At 70.8% G+C, this 20,339-nt stretch carries 18 protein-coding genes; 2 read left to right on the top strand and 16 right to left on the bottom strand.

All coding sequences use genetic code 11. The features are described 5' to 3' along the window. Window positions 1–248: 248 nt before the first annotated feature. The 3 genes from VMN58_00090 to VMN58_00080 form a co-directional block, all read right to left on the bottom strand. Window positions 249–1,901 (bottom strand): DEAD/DEAH box helicase, encoded by a 1,653-nt coding sequence (locus tag VMN58_00090; protein ID HUF31590.1) that lies wholly within the window; start codon window positions 1,899–1,901, stop codon window positions 249–251. 118 nt (window positions 1,902–2,019) lie between these two features. Then, a complete protein-coding gene (locus VMN58_00085) occupies window positions 2,020–2,970 on the bottom strand; it encodes a diiron oxygenase (protein HUF31589.1) in 951 nt (316 codons plus the stop codon). Between the two features lie 69 nt (window positions 2,971–3,039). Beyond that, on the bottom strand, window positions 3,040–4,719 hold the full coding sequence (locus tag VMN58_00080; GenBank protein HUF31588.1) for a cation:proton antiporter family protein: 1,680 nt from the start codon (window positions 4,717–4,719) through the stop codon (window positions 3,040–3,042). 86 nt (window positions 4,720–4,805) lie between these two features. On the opposite strand from VMN58_00080, the gene VMN58_00075 reads away from it, so the two are divergent. Continuing rightward, the gene (locus VMN58_00075) at window positions 4,806–5,708 is read left to right on the top strand and encodes a DUF368 domain-containing protein (GenBank protein HUF31587.1); all 903 of its coding nucleotides are present in this window, start codon (window positions 4,806–4,808) and stop codon (window positions 5,706–5,708) included. A 146-nt stretch (window positions 5,709–5,854) separates the two neighbouring features. Here VMN58_00075 and VMN58_00070 read toward each other — a convergent pair whose 3' ends face one another. The 9 genes from VMN58_00070 to VMN58_00030 form a co-directional block, all read right to left on the bottom strand. Beyond that, window positions 5,855–7,162: a peptidoglycan DD-metalloendopeptidase family protein gene (locus VMN58_00070; GenBank protein ID HUF31586.1), complete on the bottom strand. Its 1,308-nt coding sequence runs from the start codon at window positions 7,160–7,162 to the stop codon at window positions 5,855–5,857. 204 nt (window positions 7,163–7,366) lie between these two features. Next, window positions 7,367–8,254: a permease-like cell division protein FtsX gene (locus VMN58_00065; GenBank protein ID HUF31585.1), complete on the bottom strand. Its 888-nt coding sequence runs from the start codon at window positions 8,252–8,254 to the stop codon at window positions 7,367–7,369. Then, complete coding sequence (ftsE, locus tag VMN58_00060) at window positions 8,254–8,931, bottom strand: cell division ATP-binding protein FtsE (GenBank protein HUF31584.1); 678 nt, start codon at window positions 8,929–8,931, stop codon at window positions 8,254–8,256. The genes VMN58_00065 and ftsE overlap by 1 nt, the downstream gene beginning before the upstream one ends. 118 nt (window positions 8,932–9,049) lie before the next feature. Then, window positions 9,050–10,162, bottom strand: coding sequence for a peptide chain release factor 2 (gene prfB / locus VMN58_00055; GenBank protein ID HUF31583.1), 1,113 nt, complete (start codon window positions 10,160–10,162; stop codon window positions 9,050–9,052). A gap of 40 nt (window positions 10,163–10,202) precedes the next feature. Beyond that, the gene (gene secA, locus VMN58_00050; protein ID HUF31582.1) at window positions 10,203–12,935 is read right to left on the bottom strand and encodes a preprotein translocase subunit SecA; all 2,733 of its coding nucleotides are present in this window, start codon (window positions 12,933–12,935) and stop codon (window positions 10,203–10,205) included. A gap of 55 nt (window positions 12,936–12,990) precedes the next feature. After that, window positions 12,991–13,671 (bottom strand): response regulator transcription factor, encoded by a 681-nt coding sequence (locus tag VMN58_00045; GenBank protein ID HUF31581.1) that lies wholly within the window; start codon window positions 13,669–13,671, stop codon window positions 12,991–12,993. 30 nt (window positions 13,672–13,701) lie between these two features. Next, a complete protein-coding gene (locus VMN58_00040) occupies window positions 13,702–14,403 on the bottom strand; it encodes a response regulator transcription factor (protein ID HUF31580.1) in 702 nt (233 codons plus the stop codon). Between the two features lie 292 nt (window positions 14,404–14,695). Continuing rightward, on the bottom strand, window positions 14,696–15,004 hold the full coding sequence (locus tag VMN58_00035) for a hypothetical protein (protein ID HUF31579.1): 309 nt from the start codon (window positions 15,002–15,004) through the stop codon (window positions 14,696–14,698). 101 nt (window positions 15,005–15,105) lie between these two features. Then, window positions 15,106–15,705 (bottom strand): phosphoribosyltransferase family protein, encoded by a 600-nt coding sequence (locus VMN58_00030; GenBank protein ID HUF31578.1) that lies wholly within the window; start codon window positions 15,703–15,705, stop codon window positions 15,106–15,108. Between the two features lie 62 nt (window positions 15,706–15,767). Here VMN58_00030 and VMN58_00025 point away from each other — a divergent pair, with 62 nt between their 5' ends. Beyond that, entirely contained in the window at window positions 15,768–15,956 is a 189-nt protein-coding gene (locus tag VMN58_00025) for a hypothetical protein (GenBank protein HUF31577.1), read from the top strand. Here VMN58_00025 and ahcY read toward each other — a convergent pair. The 4 genes from ahcY to manB all read right to left on the bottom strand — a co-directional run bounded on the left by ahcY (window position 15,953) and on the right by manB (window position 20,149). Next, complete coding sequence (gene ahcY / locus VMN58_00020; protein ID HUF31576.1) at window positions 15,953–17,401, bottom strand: adenosylhomocysteinase; 1,449 nt, start codon at window positions 17,399–17,401, stop codon at window positions 15,953–15,955. The genes VMN58_00025 and ahcY overlap by 4 nt on opposite strands. 96 nt (window positions 17,402–17,497) lie before the next feature. Continuing rightward, complete coding sequence (locus tag VMN58_00015) at window positions 17,498–18,532, bottom strand: bifunctional phosphoglucose/phosphomannose isomerase (GenBank protein ID HUF31575.1); 1,035 nt, start codon at window positions 18,530–18,532, stop codon at window positions 17,498–17,500. Further along, on the bottom strand, window positions 18,529–18,771 hold the full coding sequence (locus VMN58_00010) for a Trm112 family protein (protein HUF31574.1): 243 nt from the start codon (window positions 18,769–18,771) through the stop codon (window positions 18,529–18,531). Before VMN58_00010 ends, VMN58_00015 begins: the two co-directional genes overlap by 4 nt. A gap of 22 nt (window positions 18,772–18,793) precedes the next feature. After that, window positions 18,794–20,149 carry a phosphomannomutase/phosphoglucomutase gene (gene manB / locus VMN58_00005; GenBank protein ID HUF31573.1) on the bottom strand — a complete coding sequence of 452 codons (1,356 nt, stop codon included), beginning with the start codon at window positions 20,147–20,149 and terminating at the stop codon, window positions 18,794–18,796. Window positions 20,150–20,339: the final 190 nt, after the last annotated feature.

The raw sequence follows: 20,339 nt of genomic DNA, 5'->3' as shown, positions 1-20,339 counted from the left end.
CACAGCGACCAGTGATGGCACGCGGGGCCTGTCCACTGCAGCCTGGCAACAGAAGCAGTGGAGGACAGCAGGGAGAGACCGCTGACGGCGCGAAAGACCGCTGACACCAGGGAAAGACCCGGCGGAGGGCGCAAGCCCAACCGACCCGACGGTGCGGTAGCCGCGAGGCCGCAGGTCCGGGAACGGTCGTAGCGCGTACGTCAACCGCTCAGCGGACGCGGGTTCGATTCCCGCCAGCTCCACGCACGTCAGGCTCGGTCGCGGCGGACCGTGGCCTTGCGGCCCTTGATGGTGCTGTCCCGCAGGGCGGCGATCACGGCGTCGGCGTCACCCTCGGGCACCTCCACCAGCGAGAACCGGTCGGCGATCTGGATGGCGCCGATCTGCTTGCCGCGGAGGTGTGACTCACCGGTGATGGCCCCGACGAGGTCCTTGGGCCGGATGCCGGCGGCCCTGCCGGCGTTGATCCAGAGCCGCGCCATCCCCCCGGCCGCCACGGCACCCGACGTCGGGCGGCCCTTCGTGCGGTCGGTGGTCGAGGGCGCCGTCACCTCGGGGATCTCCTTGGCGTCGTCGTCGACGCCGCTGGACGACTCGTGGGCCAGCTTGACCGCCGCCAGGGCGACCTCCATGAGGTCGAAGCTGTCGGTGAGCGTCTCGACCACCACCCGGTACCGCTCGAGGTCGTCGCCGACGAGGCTCTCGTGGAGGGCGGCGCGGGTCAGCTCGAGGCGCCGGGCGCGCAGGTCGGCGACGGTGGGCAGGGTCTCGATGGTGATGGTCGCCTTGATGGCCCGCTCGATCGACTTGAGCATCCGGTGCTCGCGCGGCTCGGCGAGGGTGATGGCCACACCCTCGCGCCCGGCCCGGCCCACCCGCCCGATGCGGTGCACGTAGGGCTCGGGCCCCGCCGGGACGTCGTAGTTGATGACGTGGGTGAGCTGGTCGACGTCGAGGCCTCGCGCCGCCACGTCGGTGGCCACCAGCAGCTCGGTGGTGCCGGCGCGGAGGCGACCCATCACGCGGTCGCGCTGCTGTTGGTCCATGCCGCCGTGGAGGGCCTCGGCCCGGTAGCCACGGCCGTTGAGGGTGGACGTCAGCTGGTCGACCTCGTCGCGGGTGCGGCAGAAGACGATGGCGGCCGTGGGCGACTCCACGTCGAGGACCCGGCCGAGCGCCGCCGCCTTGTGGGCGCGGGGCACCAGGTAGGCCCGCTGCGAGACCAGGGGGGCGGCGTCGCCGGGCACGGCCTCGCGCCCGAGGCTGATCCGGACCGGGTCGCGCAGGTGGCGGCGGGCCATGCCGTCGATCCGGCGGGGAAGTGTCGCCGAGAACAGCACCGTCTGGCGCTCGGGCGGCGTCCCGCCCAGGATGGCCTCGATGTCCTCGGCGAAGCCCATGTCGAGCATCTCGTCGGCCTCGTCGAGCACCACGACCCCGAGGCCCTCGAGGTCGAGGGTCCCGCGCCCGATGTGGTCGAGCGCACGGCCGGGCGTGGCCACCACCACGTCGACCCCCTGCTTGAGCGCCCGGAGCTGGCGGACGATGGGCTGGCCCCCGTAGAGCGGGAGCACCCGGGCCCCGAGCTCGCGGCCGTAGCGGTGGATGGCCTCGGACACCTGGATGGCCAGCTCGCGCGTGGGGACGAGGACGAGCCCGAAGGGCCGGTCGCCGTCGGCGACGGGCCGCATGCGCTGGAGCAGCGGCAGGGCGAAGGCGGCGGTCTTGCCGGTGCCGGTCGCCGCCTGGCCGAGGAGGTCCCGGCCCTCGACCAGCAGGGGGATCGCCTCACCCTGGATCGGCGTCGGCTCCTCGTAGCCCAGACCGGTCAGGGCCCGCAGCAGCTCGGGCCGGAGGGGGAGGTCGGCGAAGCCGCTCGTCTCGTCGGCGGGGTCGGTCAAGGCTGGCTCCGGGTCGTCGGGCGCGCCGGGTGGCGCACCCCCCAGTGTGGTGGGCGGCCGTCCCGGCACCACAGTCGGAAGCCCAGCGCACCCCATCCGGGCGCCGCAGCGGGTGGTCCTACGTGGCGACCACGGGCTGGCCGGCAGCGTCGACGCCGCAGAGCGACTGCCAGCGGCTGTTGACCCGGCCGGGGCGGATGGCGCCGGCGGCGAGCAGGGCGGCCAGGACCGGACGGGTGGCCTCGTGGCGGAGGGCGATCCGCTGGGGGCTGCGGTTGGCCGCCTTCCAGGTCTCCCAGGTGGGCAGGCCGACCTCGGCGTAGACGCCGGGGTGGACGATGGTCTCGAACATGCCCCGGATGAGGAAGGGGGCGATCCGCCTGACGGCGTAGCGCTCGACCGCGCTGGCCTCGGCCCAGACCTCGGGCAGGACGGTGCGGGCATAGGAGAGGTGGCGGGCCTCCTCCTGGCGGTGGTAGCGGTTGACCTCCTTCAGGAAGGGGTCGGTGTCGGGGTGCTCGGAGGCGAGCTTCTGGAACAGGTCGGGGATCTCCTCGCCTGCCAGGACCAGGGTGTAGAGCAGCGCCGGCAGCTTGATGATGGTCCGCGAGCCGAACCGCATGAGCCGCCGGGCGATGCCGCGGTCGAGGGGGTCGACGGCCTGCGGCCGGATCTGCTCGAGCAGGCGGATGAAGAGGCGTTGGTGGCGGGTCTCCTCGCCGATCTCGTGCAGGAGGAAGGTGATGCGCGGGTCGGTCAGGTCGCGGGCGCCCACGATCTGCATCGAGAAGCCGGCGTTGAGCACCGACTCGAACCGGATGCCGGCGTCGGTGATGGAGGCGATCTCCTCTCGGGAGAGCACCCGGCGCTGCTCGGCGCTGAGGTCGAGGCCGAGGCCGGCGACGGTGAGCAGCTCGTCGGGGATGAGCTGGCCGTCTCCGACGCTGCCAGGCAGGTCGCGGTCGGGGTCGATGACCCGCTTGGCCGAAGCCCGGCTGAGGCGGGCGATGCGCTCGGCGCTGTCGCTCGATGTGGACCGGCTGGTGGCGGGGGGCATGGTGGTCGTCATGGGGGGACCTCCTGAGATCGGGTGTTACCGACCGTAACGTTACGAGAGGTAACCGTCAAGAGACGTCGGTCACACCTCAGAAGCCGGGCCCTCGGCCTCGTCCGACGGCTCGGAGCCGCCGGCCAGCGCCTCCCGGAGATCGGAGATGAGGTGTGACGCTGCGAGGGCATAGGGCCGCAGCACCCGGTCGGCGCCCGCCTTCTCGAGCAGGTCGACGTCGGCCGGGTGTCGCGACGTCACCGCGATGCTCCCCCGGTAGCCGTGATCCCGCAGGGCGCTGATGAGCGCACGATCGGCGGGCAGGTGGCCGGACGTGCTCACCACCCACACCACGTCGTCGAGGGGCAGCATCTCGGGGAGGTCCTGGTCCTCGGCGTCGCCGTAGGCCGTGTTGGCCAGGTCGTCGGCCCACCGCCCCAGGGCGTCGGGGTCGTTGTCGATCCCGAGCGCGGGCACGCCCGCCTCGTGCAGCTGCTCCATCACCATGGTCCCGTAGCGGCCGAGACCGACGACGATCACCCGGGGCGGGGGGTGGTCGCTGGCCGCCCCGAAGCTTGCCTCCCGGGCATCGTTCCGCTCGAAGATGCGCAGGGCGGGCGAGAGGCGCTCGAAGATCGCCTCGGAGTTGAGGATCAGGTAGGTCGACATCGAGATGGTGATGAGGCCGACGGTGGTGATGAGGCCCACAGCGGCCTCCGTGATGTGGCCGAGGCTGAGCCCGAGGGCGGCGAAGATGAGCGAGAACTCGCTGATCTGGGCCACCGTCAGCCCGGTGCTGAACGAGACCCGGCGTCGGTAGCGCATCACCCCCATGATCGTCATCACGATGATCGGGTTGCCGATGAGGACGAACAGCGAGAGCACCAGTGCGGCGGCGACGTTGGCGCCGGCGTCGCCGAAGTCGAGGCCGGCACCGAGATCGATGAAGAAGAACAGCAGCAGGAAGTCGCGCACGGTGGCCAGGCGCGACCCGATCGCCTCCCGGTAGGGCGTCGAGGCCAGCGAGACACCGGCGAGGAAGGCCCCGACCTCCTCGCTGAAGTCGAGGGCCTCACCGGTGGCCGCCAGCCCCACGGCCCAGGCGATGGCGAACAGCACGAGGAGCTCTGGCGTGCGGGCGAGGCGGTGCAGCAGGGGCGTCAGCACCCAGCGCATCAGCACGACGATGCCGCCGAGGAAGGCCACCCCCTTCACCACCACCAGGCCCAGCTGGATGGGGATGGAAGCGTCGCCGTCGGTGCCGAAGGCGCTCAGCACGATCATCACGATCACGACCACCAGGTCCTGCACGATGAGGATGCCCATGGCGATGCGCCCGTGGGGACGTTCCATCTCGCCCTTGTCGGAGAGCAGCTTGACGATGATGATCGTGCTCGAGAAGGTCAGGGCGACGGCGATGTAGAGCGCGGTGACGGGGGCGAAGCCCAGCAGCAGGGCCAGCACGAACCCGATGGCCGAGGTGAACGCCACCTGCCCGAGCCCCGACGCGAGCGCCACCGGCCCCACCGTGCGGATCAGGTGCAGGTCGAGCTTGAGGCCCACCACGAACAGGAGCAGGGCGATGCCGATCTCGGCGAGGACGGCGATCTCCTCCTGGCCCTCCACCACGCCGATGCCCACCGGCCCCACGAGGATGCCGACGGCGATGTAGGCGACGATGAGCGGCTGGGAGAGCCGGCGGGCGACGAAGCCAACCGCCGCGGTGACGGCCAGGACGGCGGCGATCTGCTGGAAGGGGGAGTCGAGCACGGTCCTCGGAGGTTCTGGGTCGTGGGGTGGGGGCCGGCTGGGCCGCGCGCACCGGGCCGGAGACCCTGGTGGCCTAGCCTCGCCCGGTGATCCTCAAGGTCCCGCTCCAGATCGTACGCGGCTTCGTCATGGGCGCCGCCGATGTCGTCCCCGGCGTCTCCGGCGGGACCGTCGCCCTCGTCTTCGGGATCTACACCGACCTCGTCGCCGCCGTGCACCAGGGCGCGGTCGCCCTCGGACGATTCGTCCGCCTGGACGTCAAGGGCGGCATGGCCGAGCTGCGACGGGTCGACTGGCTGTTCCTCCTGCCGCTGCTGGCCGGGGTGGGCTTGGCCGTGGTCACCCTCGCCCACCTCATCGAGACCCTGCTCGAGGAGCAACCGGTGCGGATGTCGGCGGTGTTCTTCGGGCTGGTCCTCGCCTCGATCGTGGTGGCCTGGGGCTACGTCCGTCGGCGCGACGCCCGGACCCTGGCCGTCCTGGTGGTCGTGGCGGCGGTGACCTTCGCCCTCCTCGGGCTGCGGTCGGGCCCCGTGGCCGACCCCTCGCTCGGGTACGTCTTCCTGGCGGGAGCGGTGGCCATCTGCGCCATGATCCTGCCGGGCATCTCGGGCTCGTTCCTGCTCCTCATGCTCGGCGTCTACGACAGCATCCTCGGCGCCGTCACCGACCGCGACCTGGCCGTGGCGGCGGTCTTCGCCCTCGGGTGCGTCGTCGGCCTGGCTCTGTTCTCCTCGCTCCTGGACTGGGCCCTGAAGCACCACCACGACCTGGTCATGGGTGGACTCATCGGCCTGATGGTCGGCTCGCTCCGCGTCCTGTGGCCCTGGCCCGACGGCACGGGGAGCACCTCGATCGGCGCGCCCGACGGCGACTGGCCGGCCGTCGTGGTGCTCGGGGTCGTCGCTGTCGCCGTGGTGCTGCTGGTGGCCCGCCTGGCCGGGACCCGTGACGCCCGGAGGAGCGCCAAGAAGGCGCTCTCGCGCTAGTCGGACGTGCAAGCGTGCGGCGCCGAGCGGGGCCTTCCCACCTCGCTCCGCTCGGCGGGCCCCTCCCCTCGCCACCACCCGCTTGCACGCTGGCGCTCGTTGGTGGTCTGAAAGCGGACTCGGCCTTCGGCCGAGGCTTCTTCCTCTTAGAAGTACGGGATGGGGTTCACTGGGGTGCCGTTGACGCGGACCTCGAAGTGGAGGTGGGGGCCCGTGGAGGCGCCCGTCGAGCCCACGGAGCCGATGATGTCGCCCCGGGCGACGGTGTCGCCCGCGGCCACGGCGACGCGGCTCAGGTGGGCGGAGAGGGTGGCGAGACCGCCGTCGTGGTCGATGATCACGGTGAGGCCGTAGCCGCCCTGGGTGTCGGCAACGAGCACCACCCCATCGGCGGCGGCGCGCACCGGCGTACCGGTGGGTGCCGAGAAGTCGACACCAGCGTGCAGGCGGGTGGTGCCGTAGATCGGGTGGACCCGCATGCCGTAGGGGGAGGACATCCGGATGGCCGCCACCGGGACGCTCAGGACGCCACGCCCCGGGGCCGTGACCGTCGAACCGCTGCCGCCGTCGGTGCGCTCAGGCGGACGGCGGCCCTCGGCCTCTGCGGACCGCCGGGCCTCCTCCGCCTCACGGCGGAGCTGCGCCTCGCGCTCCGCCTGGCGGCGGCGGATCATCTCGGCGATCGACTGGGACTCCGCCTCGAGCGAGGCGATGCGCTCCTCGTGGGCGGCCTTGCGGCCCTGGGCCGAGGCGAGCAGGGCCTCTTCGCGCGCCACCTCGGCGGCCGCTCGGGCACGGGTTCGCCCGACCTCGTCGCGCAGGCCCGACAGGGCTGCCGCCGAGGTGGCAACCTCCTCCCGGCGCGCCTCAGCCTCGACCCTGCCCGCCTCCGACGCCGCCTCCAGGGCGCGGTGCTCGGCCTCGACGACGCGGTAGCGGTCGACCACCTCTGCTTGGGCGCGCGTCACCGCGCCGACCAGAGCACGCGCCCCTTCGATCTGGCTGACCTCTTCGGCGTGGAGGACGAGGCCGAGGTCGTCGACGCCCGACCCGAAGCGCACGAAGGCAGTCACCGCCTGGCGCCGCAGCGCGTCGCGTGAACCTCTCAGCTCATCGCCGATGAAGGTCAGACGGCGCTGAGCGGCGAGGTGGTCGCCGATGGCGCGGTCACGGGCCGCCTCCGCAGCACGCAGCTCGTCGACGGCAGCAGCGACCCGCCCGTCGAGGTCGGCCACCTCGGCATCGAGGCGAGCCTGCTCGGCCCTGGTGCGCTGCAGGGCGCCCAGGAGCTCACGCTCCTCGGCCGCGACCTCATCGACCGCATCCCGCAGCTCCGACAGCTCGGACCGGATCTCCTTGGTGCGCCCTGCCGGGTCGGCAGCAGCCCCGAGCGGCGCCGCGAACGAGCCCACGGCCACCAGGCCGACGAGCAGCGCGACACCACCTCGTTTCACACCAGCAACTCTATCAACACGCGCAACGCGACCAACAAGACCCACGAAGGAGACCATCGGCACCAACCACCCCGAACTGGAGCCCCACCGACCCCGAACCCCGCTTCTGGCACCAGAAGCGCGCTGGCACCCAGCGCGATCCTGGTGCCAGAACGGTGCGGAGGCGGTGGGAAGGCCCCGCTCGGTGACGGGCCCCGTGAGCCGCTACACGTCCAGGAAGCGGGTCACGGCGACGCCGGCGCCGATGGTGCCGATGAGGGCGCCAAGGACGAGGGTGAAGATGCCGGTGGTGGCGACCTGCGAGCTGAGCACCACGAAGCCCTCGAAGAGCGGCACCGTCTGGATGGCGTCCTGGGCGGCGTTGCGGGCGAGGTAGACCACGCCGAAGGCGATGCCCGCCCCCGCCAGGCCCTGGACCAGCCCCTCGATCATGAACGGCACGCGGATGAACCAGTTGGTGGCGCCCACCAGCTTCATGACCTCGATCTCCCGGCGCCGGGCGAAGATGGCCATGCGGATGGTGTTGAAGATGAGGAGCGAGGCGGCGAAGAACAACACGACGGCGATCCCGACGATCACCCGCTGGGTGATGCTCGAGACCTGGAGCAGCCGCCGCACGGTCTCCTCGGCGAAGGCAACCTCCTCCACGCCCGGTTCCTGCTCGAAGCGCTCGCCCAGCGCACGGATCACGTCGGCGTCGGCTACCGCCGGCTCCACGCGGTACGAGGGCGGCAGCACCTCGGCGGTGACCTCTCGGAGGTACTCCGGCCGGTCGGCGAACATGATCTTGAACAGCTCGTACTGCTCGTCCTGGTTGACGAAGGTCACCCGGGAGACGTCGGCGTTGTCCACCAGCAGCCGACCGACCCGGTCGCTCTGCGCGGGGGTCACATCGGCCTTGAGGAAGACCTCGAACTCGATGCCGCCCTGCCAGCGCTGGGTGGCGTTGCCGACCCCGTAGTGCAGGAGGAACGCCGAGCCCACGAGCGCCAGCGACACCGCCACGGTGAGCATCGAGGCGGTCGTGAGGAGGAGGTTGCGGCGGAGGTTGCCCAGCGTCTCGCGCAGGGCGTAGCCGATCTTGCCGCCCATCAGGCGTAGACCCCGCGGCTCTGGTCTCGGACGATGGTGCCGCGGTCGAGCTCCACGACGCGGCGGCGCATGGTGTCGACGATGCCGCGGTCGTGGGTGGCCATCACCACGGTGGTGCCGGTGCGGTTGATCCGGTCGAGCAGGCGCATGATGCCCACCGAGGTGGTGGGGTCGAGGTTGCCGGTGGGCTCGTCGGCCAGCAGGATCAGTGGCCGGTTCACGAACGCCCGGGCGATCGACACCCGCTGCTGCTCGCCACCGGACAGCTCGTGGGGCAGGTTGCCCATCTTCTTGGCCAGGCCGACGAGCTCGAGGATCGCCGGCACCTGAGAGCTGATGACGTGGCGCGGACGACCGATGACCTCGAGGGCGAAGGCCACGTTCTCGTAGACGGTCTTGGACGGCAGCAGCTTGAAGTCCTGGAAGATGCAGCCGATGTTGCGGCGCAGGAACGGGACCTTCCACTTGCTGAGCTGGGCGATGTCCTTGCCCGCCACCCAGATGCGACCCTCGTCGGGCTGCTCCTCCTTGTTGAGGAGGCGGATGAAGGTGGACTTGCCCGAGCCAGAGGGGCCGACGAGGAAGACGAACTCGCCCTTCTGGATGTCGGCCGACGCGCCCCGCAGGGCGACGACGTCGCCCTTGTAGTTCTTGGTGACGTTCTCGAGCTTGATCATCGGGGGCTCTCTCCATGCCAAGCGACGGCGCAGGTGGTGGCACCGGCAGGACCCGGCATGTTGCGTTCAGGTTACCGTCCGCTCGACCGTCCTCCGCGGCAGAGAGACGTGGCCGACGTCACGTCGACCCGGCATGCTCCCGCTCCCAGCGGAGGTAGGCTTCCATGAAGTCGTCGAGGTCGCCGGCCAGGACGGCGTCGACGCTGCCGGTCTCGTGGTTGGTGCGCAGGTCCTTCACCAGCTGGTACGGCGCCTGGACGTAGGACCGGATCTGGTTGCCCATGGCCGCCTGGGAGGTGGAGCCCGAGATGGCCTCCATCTCGGCCTTGCGCTCCTCTCGCTGGCGCTCGACGAGCTTCGCCACCAGCACCTGCATGGCACGTGCCTTGTTCTGGGTCTGGCTGCGCTCGTTCTGGCAGCTGGAGACGATCCCGGTGGGGAGGTGGGTGATGCGCACCGCCGAGTCGGTCACGTTGACGTGCTGGCCGCCGGCGCCCGAGGAGCGGTAGGTGTCGACGCGGAGGTCCTTGTCGTCGATGTCGACCTCGCCGGAGGTGTCCTCGATGAAGGGGGTGACGTCGAGCGAGGCGAAGCTGGTCTGGCGGCGGGCGGCGGCGTCGAAGGGCGAGATGCGCACGAGGCGGTGCACGCCCTGCTCGGCCCGCAGGTGCCCGTAGGCCCAGCGGCCCTTGACGAGGAAGGTGGCCGACAGCAGGCCAGCCTCCTTGCCGGCCGACGCCTCGTCGATCTCGGTGGCGAAGCCACGGCCCTCGGCCCACTTCAGGTACATCCGGAGCATCATCTCGGCCCAGTCCTGGGCGTCGGTCCCGCCCTCGCCGGCGTGGATCTCGCAGATGGCGTCGGCCTCGTCGTGATCGCCGGTGAACAGCGAGCGGAGCTCGAGCTCGTCGAGGCGGGCGGCGAGGGAGGCGATCGCCGCGGCGATCTCGGCCTCCTGCGACTCGTCGCCCTCCTCGCGTGCCATCTCGTCGAGCGTCTCCACGTCGGAGAGGTCGACCACCAGCTGGTCGTGGACCTCCACGTCGCCGCGCCGGTCGGCCATCTCCCCCGTCACCCGGCGCGCCTGGTCCGGGTCGTCCCAGAGGTCGGGCGCGGAGGCCATGGCCTCGAGCTCGGCGAGGCGCTCCCGGCTCTCGCCGATGGTCAGGTAGCCCTCGGCCTCCCCCACGCGCTTGCGCAGCGAGGCCAGGTCGTCGGAGAAGTCGCGCACGCGGGGTCCTGTTGGTGGCGGGTCTTGGTGGGGGTCGGGCCTAGCGACCGTGGCACATCTTGTACTTCTTGCCGCTGCCGCACCAGCAGGGCTCGTTGCGGCCGACCTTCTCCTCGGCCGACTTCACCACCGGGGTGTGCGTGGCCTCTTCGACCGGCGCCGGCGCCGGCTCACCCGCCGCCTGGGCCTGGGCCGACAGCTCGGCCTGGGCGGCGCGGGCGACCCCGCTGCCGGCACCGGGGACGTCGTCGGGCCCGGAGGTCGTGAGCCCCTTGACCTGGTCGTCCACCGCGGCGGGTTCCTCCTCGTGGACGACCTGGAGGTGCATCACGTACTTCACGAAGTCCTCGGCGATCGAGTCGACCATGTCGGAGAACATGGCGAAGCCCTCGCGCTGCCACTCGACGAGCGGGTCCTTCTGGCCCATGGCCCGCAGGTGGATGCCGTCTTGGAGGTAGTCCATCTCGTAGAGGTGCTCGCGCCAGCGGGTGTCGATGACGCGCAGCATCACCTGGCGCTCGACCTGGCGCATCGCCTCCTCACCGAAGGCCGTCTCGCGGTCCTCGTAGTGGCCGATGGCCTCGGTGTGGACGGCGGCGATGATCTCGTCGACGTCCTCGGTGCCGCTGAGGTCCTCGACGGTGAAGTCCGTCTCGTAGAGCTCGCGCAGCTGGGTGACGAGCCCCTCGATGTCCCACTCCTCGGGCAGCTCCGCGAGGCAGGCGGTCCGGACCACGCCCTCGATGGCGCTGCGGAGGCTGTCGAGCGCCTCGTCGCGCAGGTCCTGGCCCTCGAGGATCTGGTTGCGGCGCCGGTAGATCACCTTGCGCTGCTGGTTCATCACCTCGTCGTACTTCAGGACGTTCTTGCGGGTCTCGGCGTTGCGGGCCTCGACGGTGTTCTGGGCCCGCTCGATCGCCTTGGTGACCATCTTCGCCTCGATGGGCACGTCGTCGGGGAGGGCCTTGCCCATCACCCAGTTCATGGCCCCGGTGGCGAAGACCCGCATGAGCTCGTCCTCGAGCGAGAGGTAGAAGCGGCTCTCCCCCGGATCGCCCTGGCGGCCGGAGCGGCCGCGGAGCTGGTTGTCGATGCGGCGGCTCTCGTGGCGCTCGGTGCCGAGGACGTAGAGGCCGCCGAGCTCGCGGACCTTCTCGCGCTCGGCGGCGGTCTCGGTCTCGTACTTGGCCAGGGAGCGCCCGTAGCGGGCGAGACCCCCGCTCTCCTCGTCGGTGGGGTCGAGGCCTTCGGCCCGGACCTCACGGGCGGCGAGGCCCTCGGGGTTGCCACCGAGGAGGATGTCGACGCCGCGCCCGGCCATGTTGGTGGCCACGGTGACGGCGTGGAGGCGGCCCGCCTGGGTCACGACCTCGGCCTCTCGGGTGTGCTGCTTGGCGTTGAGGACCTCGTGGGCGATGCCCCGCTTGCGCAGCTCGTTGGACAGCAGCTCGGACTTGGCCACCGAGACGGTGCCGACCAGCACGGGCTGACCCGCCTCGTAGCGCTCGGCGATGTCGTCGACGGCGGCGTCGAACTTCGCCTGCTCGGTCTTGTAGATGAGGTCGCCCTCGTCGGCCCGGATCATCGGCATGTTGGTGGGCACCGGCACCACCGGGAGGTTGTAGGTGCTGCCGAACTCGGCGGCCTCGGTGACGGCGGTGCCGGTCATGCCGGCGAGCTTGTCGTAGAGGCGGAAGTAGTTCTGGAGGGTGATGGTGGCGAGGGTCTGGTTCTCCTCCTTGATCTTCACCCCCTCCTTGGCCTCGACGGCCTGGTGGAGGCCCTCGGACCAGCGCCGCCCCTCGAGGATCCGGCCGGTGAACTCGTCGACGATCTTCACCTCACCGTCGGAGACGATGTAGTCCTTGTCGCGCCGGTAGAGCTCCTTGGCCTTGAGGGCCACGCTCAGCTGGTGGACAAGGTTCTGGGAGAGCTCGTCGTAGAGGTTGTCGACGCCGAGGGCGGCCTCGACCTTCTCGATGCCCTCGTCGAAGGGCGCGACGTGGCGCTTCTCCTCGTCGACGTCGTAGTCGACGTCGCGGGTGAGGCCGCGGACGATGCTGGCGAACTTGTAGTAGCTCGAGGCGGCATCGGCCAGGCGCCCGCTGATGATCAGCGGGGTGCGGGCCTCGTCGATGAGGATCGAGTCGATCTCGTCGACGATGGCGTAGTGGTGGCCCCGCTGGACCTTGGCCTCGAGGCTCATGGCCATGTTGTCGCGGAGGTAGTCGAAGCCGAACTCGTTGTTGATGCCGTAGGTGATGTCGCAGCCGTAGTTGCGGCGCTTCTCCTCGGAGCCCTTGATGTCGGGGATCACCAGGCCAACGCTGAGGCCGAGGCGGTTGTGGATGCGGCCCATCCACTCCGACTGGAACTTGGCCAGGTAGTCGTTGACGGTGATGACGTGCACGCCCTCCGCGGAGAGGGCGTTCAGGTAGACCGGCAGGGTCGACACCAGGGTCTTGCCCTCGCCGGTCTTCATCTCGGCCACCCAGCCGAAGTGCAGGGCGGCGCCACCCATGAGCTGGACGTCGAAGTGGCGCTGGCCGATGGTGCGCTTGGCGGCCTCCCGGACCACGGCGAAGGCCTCGATCAACACGTCGTCGGGACCGGCGCCGTTGGCGATGCGCTCCCGGAGCTCCACCGTCCTGTGGGCGAGCGCGTCGTCGGACAGCGCCTCCGTCTCGGGCTCGAGCGCGTTGATGTCGGGCACGAGCGAGGCGATGGCCTTGAGCTTGCGGCCCTCGCCGGCGCGGAGGATCTTGTCCAGCATCTTCACGGGCGCCACTGTACCGGCGCGCCCCTCGGAGCCCGGGCGTCGCCCCCGCTCAGATGTCGGAGGGCTCGTCGAGGTCGAGGATCTTCTCGCGCACGGCGTAGACCACCGCCTCCATGCGGGAGTGCAGGTGGAGCTTCTCGAGGATGTTGCGCACGTGGTTCTTCACCGTGTTCTCGGAGATGAAGAGGACCCCGGCGATGTCGCGGTTGGTGAGGCCCTGGGCCACCTGCTTGAGCACCTCGAGCTCGCGCTCGGTGAGGCGGGGGGCGGGCACCTGCTTCTTCTGGTCGGCCCGGCGGGAGAGGTTGTTGAACTCCACGATGAGCTTCGAGGCCATCGACGGGCTGATCAGGGTCTGGCCCTGCATCACCGCCCGCACGGCGTCGGCGACCTCCTCGATGGAGATCTCCTTGAGGAGGTAGCCCGCGGCGCCGGCCTTGATCGCCTCGTAGAGGTCGTCCTCCTCGTCGGAGACGGTGAGCATGAGGATGCGCACCGCGGGCATCAGCTCCGAGAGGCGAGCCGTGGCCTCGATCCCGCTCACCCGCGGCATCCGCACGTCCATGAGCACCACGTCGGGGGCCAGGTCGGCCGCCTTGACCAGCGCGTCCTCGCCGTCCTCGCTCTCGCCGACGACCTCGATCCCCTCCTCGCCGAGGAGCACCTGGATGAGGCCACGCCGGAAAAGGGCATGGTCATCGACGATCAGGACGCGGATGGGGTCGACCACAGCGGACACCGTAGGCGACCTGGGCGCCGGTCAGGAGACGTCGAGGATGTTCTCGCGCACGGCGTACATGACCGCCTCCATGCGCGAGTGGAGGTGGAGCTTCTCCAGGATGTTCCGGATGTGGTTCTTGACGGTGTTCTCGGAGATGTACAGCTCAACGCCGATGTCACGGTTGGTGAGGCCCTTGGCCACCAGCTTGAGCACCTCGAGCTCGCGGTCGGTGAGGCGAGGGGCGGGCACCTCGGGGGCGGACTCCTCGGCCCGTCGGGCGAGGACGTTGAACTCCACGATGAGCTTCGAGGCCATCGAGGGGCTGATCAGGGTCTGACCCTGCATCACCGCCCGCACCGCGTCGGCGACCTCCTCGATGGAGATCTCCTTGAGCAGGTACCCGGAGGCGCCGGCCTTGATCGCCTCGTAGAGGTCGTCCTCCTCGTCGGAGACGGTGAGCATGAGGATCCGCGCCGTGGGGTGGGCCTCGGTGAGGAGGCGCGTGGCCTCGATGCCGGTCATCGACGGCATCCGAACGTCCATCAGGATCACGTCGGGTGCGACGTCGGCGGCGAGGGCCAGGGCGTCCTCGCCCTGCTCGGCCTCGCCCACGACCCGGATGTCGTCTTCGGCCTCGAGCACGAGCACGATCCCCCGGCGGAAGAGCGCATGGTCATCGACCACGACCACGCGGATCGGGTCATCGGTCGGCGGGCGGTAGGAGACAGCGTCATCGGACATCACGACCTCTATCGGCTGGTCAGGGGCCGACCATGAGGACGACCTGGCAGAAACCTTGGGGGACCGCGCCGGCCCCCCCGGAGGCCGGCGCTGTGCACGGCTGACCTGGTCTTTGACCCCACACTCGCCTGCCGAGGAGGTCACCCGCACCGGCGCCGGCGACCGCCGAGGCGATCCAGCGACACCGTGGTGTGCGGGCTTGACTCCTTCTCGCACCCGGGCCGACAACCGGCTCCGTCGTGCGGCAGGGCTTACTTCTAAGCCGCTCCATGATCGGCGACCACAGGTCGCCTTACGTGGGTCGTTTCGCCTGCGACTGGCATCGACTTGCAACCACAGACCCGTGCACAGCGGTGCCGAGTGTAGGCAGGACGCCGCCGGTCAGGTACGCGATCAGCGCGAGGGCGACGTCGTCGGGGCTGGGGTGGGGACCGGTGACGAGGCCCGTGCGGGCCTGTGCGACCACATCGGACCGGACGTCGGGGCACGCCGCCAGGCGGGCGGCGATGTCGGCAGCGACCACGGCACTGAGGCCGCAGCGGCTCCGGAGGCGGTCCCCGTTGAGGGGGACGCCGAGCTCGAGTGAGAGGGAGGCAGGCACACCATCAACTTCGTCACCCTGCGTGGCCGGCTTGAGGAACAAGTTCGCCCCATCCTGCCCAGAACGGACCGAGGTGCGCGGCTCCCCCGGCAGCGACCGGGTCAGGACGGTGACGGTGGCGGCGGTGTCCAGGCCGCCGCCAGCCCCACCACCACGGTGGCGCCCGCCGCCCGCAGCGACCGCGCCGCGGCACCGAGGGTGGCACCGCTGGTGACCACGTCGTCGACCACGAGGACCCCCCGCGGGCACCCGCGCCGCCGGATCGAGAACCGGGGCCCCTCGAGGCGGCCGGCCAGCGCCCTACCGGTCTGGGGCGGACCGTCGCCCCGGCGCAGGAGGGACCGGACCGGGAGGCGCAGCGGCTTGGCCACGGCCCGCGCCAGCAGCTCGGCCTGGTCGAAGCCCCGGTCCCGCCGGCGGACCGCGGTGGTCGGGGCCCACGTCACGACATCGAGGCCGGTGGTGCTCTCGACGAGGGAGGCCATCGCCGAGGCCAGGCCCCGGACGGCACTGCGATGGTTGCGATACTTGAGGCGGACCACCAGCTGGCGTCCCGCACCCTCGAACCGCAGCAGGGCCAGGCAGGCGTCGAGCCCCTCGGGCGGCGCCAGGGACGGCGCCGGCCGGAGCGTCGCCGCGCAGGGCGCGCAGGGCGCGGGCCCCTCGGCACCGCACACCGGGCACGTCGTCGCCAGCAGCACGCCGCCACCCTACGGAGGCCCTGTGACGGTCGGCCGCCGGTCCTCGCCTAGCCTGTCGGCCCATGGCCGCCACGACGAAGCCTCCCCCCGCCGCAACCGACCGCCCCACCACCACCGGTTCGGCGATCCTGGTGGTGCTCGTGATCGGCATCCTTGCCGTGCTCTCCATCATCATCTTCGCCACCTCGACCGAGCGCACGCCCCACAGCGTCGACGGTCGCACGGCCACCACCTCCCACCACCTGGACTAATAGCGGTAGGCGTCGGCCTTGTAGGGGCCGTCCTTGGGGATGCCGAGGTAGGCGGCCTGGGCGTCGGTGAGCTCGGTGAGCTTGACCCCCAGGTGGGGCAGGTGGAGGCGGGCCACCTGCTCGTCGAGTGCCTTGGGCAGCACCCGCACCTCGTTGCCGTAGGACCCGGCGTTGGCCCACAGCTCCATCTGGGCCATCACCTGGTTGGTGAACGACGCCGACATCACGAAGCTCGGGTGGCCGGTGGCGCAGCCCAGGTTGAGCAGGCGGCCCTCGGCCAGGACGATGACCGTGTGGCCGTCGGGGAAGGTCCACTCGTCGACCTGGGGCTTGATCTCCTCGCGGGTGGCGTCGGACGCCTCGAGGCCGGCCATGTCGATCTCGTTGTCGAAGTGGCCGATGTTGCCCACGATGGCCTGGTGCTTCATCCGGGCCATGTGAGCGGCGGTGATGATGTCCTTGTTGCCGGTGGAGGTGATGAAGATGTCGGCGGTGGAGACCACGTCGTCGAGGGTGGTGACCTGGTAGCCCTCCATGGCCGCCTGCAGGGCGCAGATGGGGTCGATCTCGGTGATGATCACGCGTGCGCCCTGGCCGCGAAGCGACTGGGCGCAGCCCTTGCCGACATCGCCGAAGCCGCACACCACGGCGACCTTGCCGCCGATCATGACGTCGGTGGCCCGGGCGATGCCGTCGATGAGGCTGTGGCGGCAGCCGTAGAGGTTGTCGAACTTCGACTTGGTGACCGAGTCGTTGACGTTGATCGCCGGGAACAGCAGGGTGCCGGCCCGCTGGCGCTGGTAGAGGCGGTGGACGCCGGTGGTGGTCTCCTCCGACACGCCCTTGATGCCGTTGGCGATGCTCGTCCAGCGGTTGGTGTCCTCGCCCAGGCTGCGCTGCAGCACGCCGAGCACGATCGACAGCTCGTGGGACCCCGCCGAGGCGGGGTCGGGGACGGCGCCCTCCTTCTCGTACTCGGCGCCGAGGTGCACGAGCATGGTGGCGTCGCCACCGTCGTCGAGGATCAGGTTGGGTCCGCCGTCGCCGTCGGGCCAGCGCAGCACCGCCTCTGTGCACCACCAGTACTCGTCGAGCGTCTCGCCCTTCCAGGCGTACACGGGCACGCCCGCCGGCGCGTCGGGGGTGCCGTCGGGGCCCACCACCACCGCGGCGGCGGCATGGTCCTGGGTCGAGAAGATGTTGCACGACGCCCAGCGGACCTCGGCGCCGAGGGCGGTGAGGGTCTCGATGAGCACGGCGGTCTGCACGGTCATGTGCAGCGAGCCGGTGATGCGGGCGCCGGCGAGCGGCTGGGCGTCGCCGTGCTGGCGACGGAGGGACATCAGGCCGGGCATCTCGTGCTCGGCCAGGGAGATCTCCTTGCGCCCGAAGGACGCGAGGGAGAGATCAGCGACCTTGAAGTCGCCGGGGGTCAGGTTTGCCATGTCGGTTGCGCTCCACGTGTGCGGGAGGTGTGGCGCGCGAACAGCACGCTCGGGTCAGCTCCCATTGTGCCCCGGGCGACCCCGGACGGCCACTCTCTACGAGGCGACGGTGGCCTTGACGTGGTCGAGCGCGGGGATGGGGCCCGGGTCGAGGCCCTCCTGGGCGGCGAGGTGCAGCGACGTGAAGTCGCCGAGCATCACCAGGTCGAGCAGCTGGGCGAGGTAGCCCTCGCCGTCGGCCCGGACCTCCTCCACCGAGGCCACGACCTCGTCGAGCAGGGTGTTGACCACGTCGAAGCGGCGCATCACCTGGGGGTGCTCGAAGTCGTGGCGCAGGTTGACCAGCGTGAAGACCTGGCGGGTGAGGTCGCCGTGCTGGCCCCAGCCGGCCACCTCGTTGTGGCACAGCTCGGGGTGGGCGTTCCAGAACGCCGGCACCTTGGCGTTCTCGTTGATCTGGTTCTTCCAGCGAGAGGCGGCCACCGCACCGAGCTGGCCGCCGCCGAACATGATGGGCAGGGTGCGCCCGATGCGCTTGGCCAGCTCCTGGGCCTGGTTGCCGTCGACGGTGAGCTCGTCGCGGCGAGCGCGCAGCTGGGCCACGGCGAGGTCGACCCACTGGTGGGCGCCGGGGAAGAGGCCCATCTGCTCCAGCACCATCAGGGCGGGGACGGCCAGGGCGCCGATGCCGGCACGGGGCTGGGGGATGTCGGGGGGCACGGGGATGACGGGGGCGCCCCAGCTGCCCGCCAGGCGACCGAGCGCGCCGCCCTGGGTGATGGCGACGATCCGCCCGCCCTCGACCGCGGCGGCCGAGGCCGCCTCCACGGTCTCCTCGGTGTTGCCGGAGAACGACACGGCGAAGACCAGCGACGACTCCCCCACGAAGGCGGGGAGCTCGTAGCCCTTCGAGACGATGATGGGCACCGGGAGGAAGGGGCCGGCGGCGGCGGCGAGGATGTCGCCGGCCACGCCGCTGCCGCCCATCCCGAGGACGACCACGTTCTCGATGCGCTCACGGGCAGGCAGGTTGTCGAGGCCGCGGGACCGCGCGGCCGCATCGGCGACCTGCTCGGGGAGGCCGGCGGCAGCCGCGAACATGTCCTGGGTGTCGAGCACACCCTCGCTCACGAGGGTTCCTCGAAGGTCGGGGTGATGCCCTGGTCGGCGACCTTGCCCATGATGCGCTCGTGCTCGTCGTCGCCCACGGTCTCGGCCTCGTCGATCAGCATCACGGGGATGTCGTCGCGCACCTCGTAGCGGCGCTTGAGGCGGGGGTTGTAGAGGGCGCTCTCGTCCTCGAGGTAGTACAGCGGCCCCTTGTCGTCGGGGCACGCCAGGATGGCGAGCAGAGCGGCGTCGAGACTCATGGCGTCCTCCAAGACATGCTGGTCACGGTTCGGTGATGACGGCGAGCACGTCGACCACGCGGCTGTCACACACGTCGCGGTCCACGGCTTCGAGGTTGAGTCGCAGCAGCGGCTCGGTGTTCGACGGGCGGAGGTTGAACCACCAGTCGCCGCAGTCGACGCTCAATCCGTCGAGACGGTCTTGTGGGTGGTCGCCGAAGTGGTCGCTGACCCGCTCGATCACCTCCAACGGATCGTCGACCTGGGTGTTGATCTCACCGCTCGCGGCGTAGCGCTCGAACGGTTTGCGCAGCACCGAGAGTTGCTGGCCGGTGCGGCTCATCTCTTCGATCAGCAGCAGCGACGCGATCAGGCCACTGTCGGCGCGGTAGTTGCGGGCGAAGTAGTAGTGCGCCGAGTGCTCGCCGCCGAACACCGCGCCGGTCTGGGCCATCAGCTGCTTGATGTACGAGTGGCCGACCTGGGTGCGTACGGGCACACCCCCGCACTCGACGACCACCTCGGGCACCGCACGCGAACAGATCAGGTTGTGCAGCACGGTCGCGCCCGGGTTGACCCGCAACACCGCCGACGCGAGGATCGACGTGGTCGTCGACCCGCTCAGACCGATGCCCTCCTCGTCGACCATGAACACCCGGTCGGCGTCGCCGTCGAACGCCAGGCCGAGATCGAACGACCCGGTGACGACGCGCGCCCGCAGGTCGCGCTGGTTCGCGGGCTGGAGCGGATCGGCGGGGTGGTTCGGGAACGACCCGTCGAGCTCGCCGTACATCACCTCGAGCTCGATCATCGGCAACCGCTCGAAGACCGCGGGAACGACGAGCCCGCCCATGCCGTTGGCGGTGTCGGCGACCACCCGCATCTCTCGGATCGAATCGACGTCGACGAACGACAGCACGTGGTCGACGAAGCGATCCATGACGGTCTGCGAGGTGAGGGTGCCCGAGCGGGCGGCCGCACGCGGGCCATCACCCACGAGCACCTGCTCGGCCGTGGCCTTCACGACGGCGAGGCCGCTGTCGATGCCCACCGGTCGGGCGCCCGAGAGGCACAGCTTGATGCCGTTGTACTGGGCCGGATTGTGCGAGGCGGTGAACATCGCCCCGGGCGCGTCGAGCGCGCCGGCGGCGTAGTACAGCAGGTCGGTGGAGGCGAGGCCAAGGTCGACGACGGCGATGCCCTGTTCCATCACCCCGCGGGCGAACGCAGCGACGAGCTCCTCGCCGGTTGGGCGCATGTCGCGTGCGACGAGCACGCGATCGGCGGTGACGAAGTTGGCGAACGCGACCCCGAGGGCGTGTGCGATCTCAGCGTCGAGCTGGTCGGGCACCGTCCCCCGGATGTCGTACGCCTTGACGATCTCATCCAGTGCAGACATAGGCGTTGAACGACACTATCGGGATGGACCGGGTGGTTCCGACCGGTCGTCGGCGACCTCGACCGATCGGGTGACACCATCCCCCTCCGGTCCGCCGGCGAACGGCGGCTGGATCGCTGGTTCGGCCGGCCAGCCGTCCCCCTCGTCGATCGGCTGCGGCACCGCCTCGGACGCCAGCGGCTCGCGATCG

This window comes from Acidimicrobiales bacterium (genome assembly GCA_035512495.1).
In the GTDB taxonomy this organism is placed as follows: domain Bacteria; phylum Actinomycetota; class Acidimicrobiia; order Acidimicrobiales; family CADCSY01; genus DATKDW01.
This window is presented reverse-complemented; position numbering and strand designations above follow the sequence as displayed.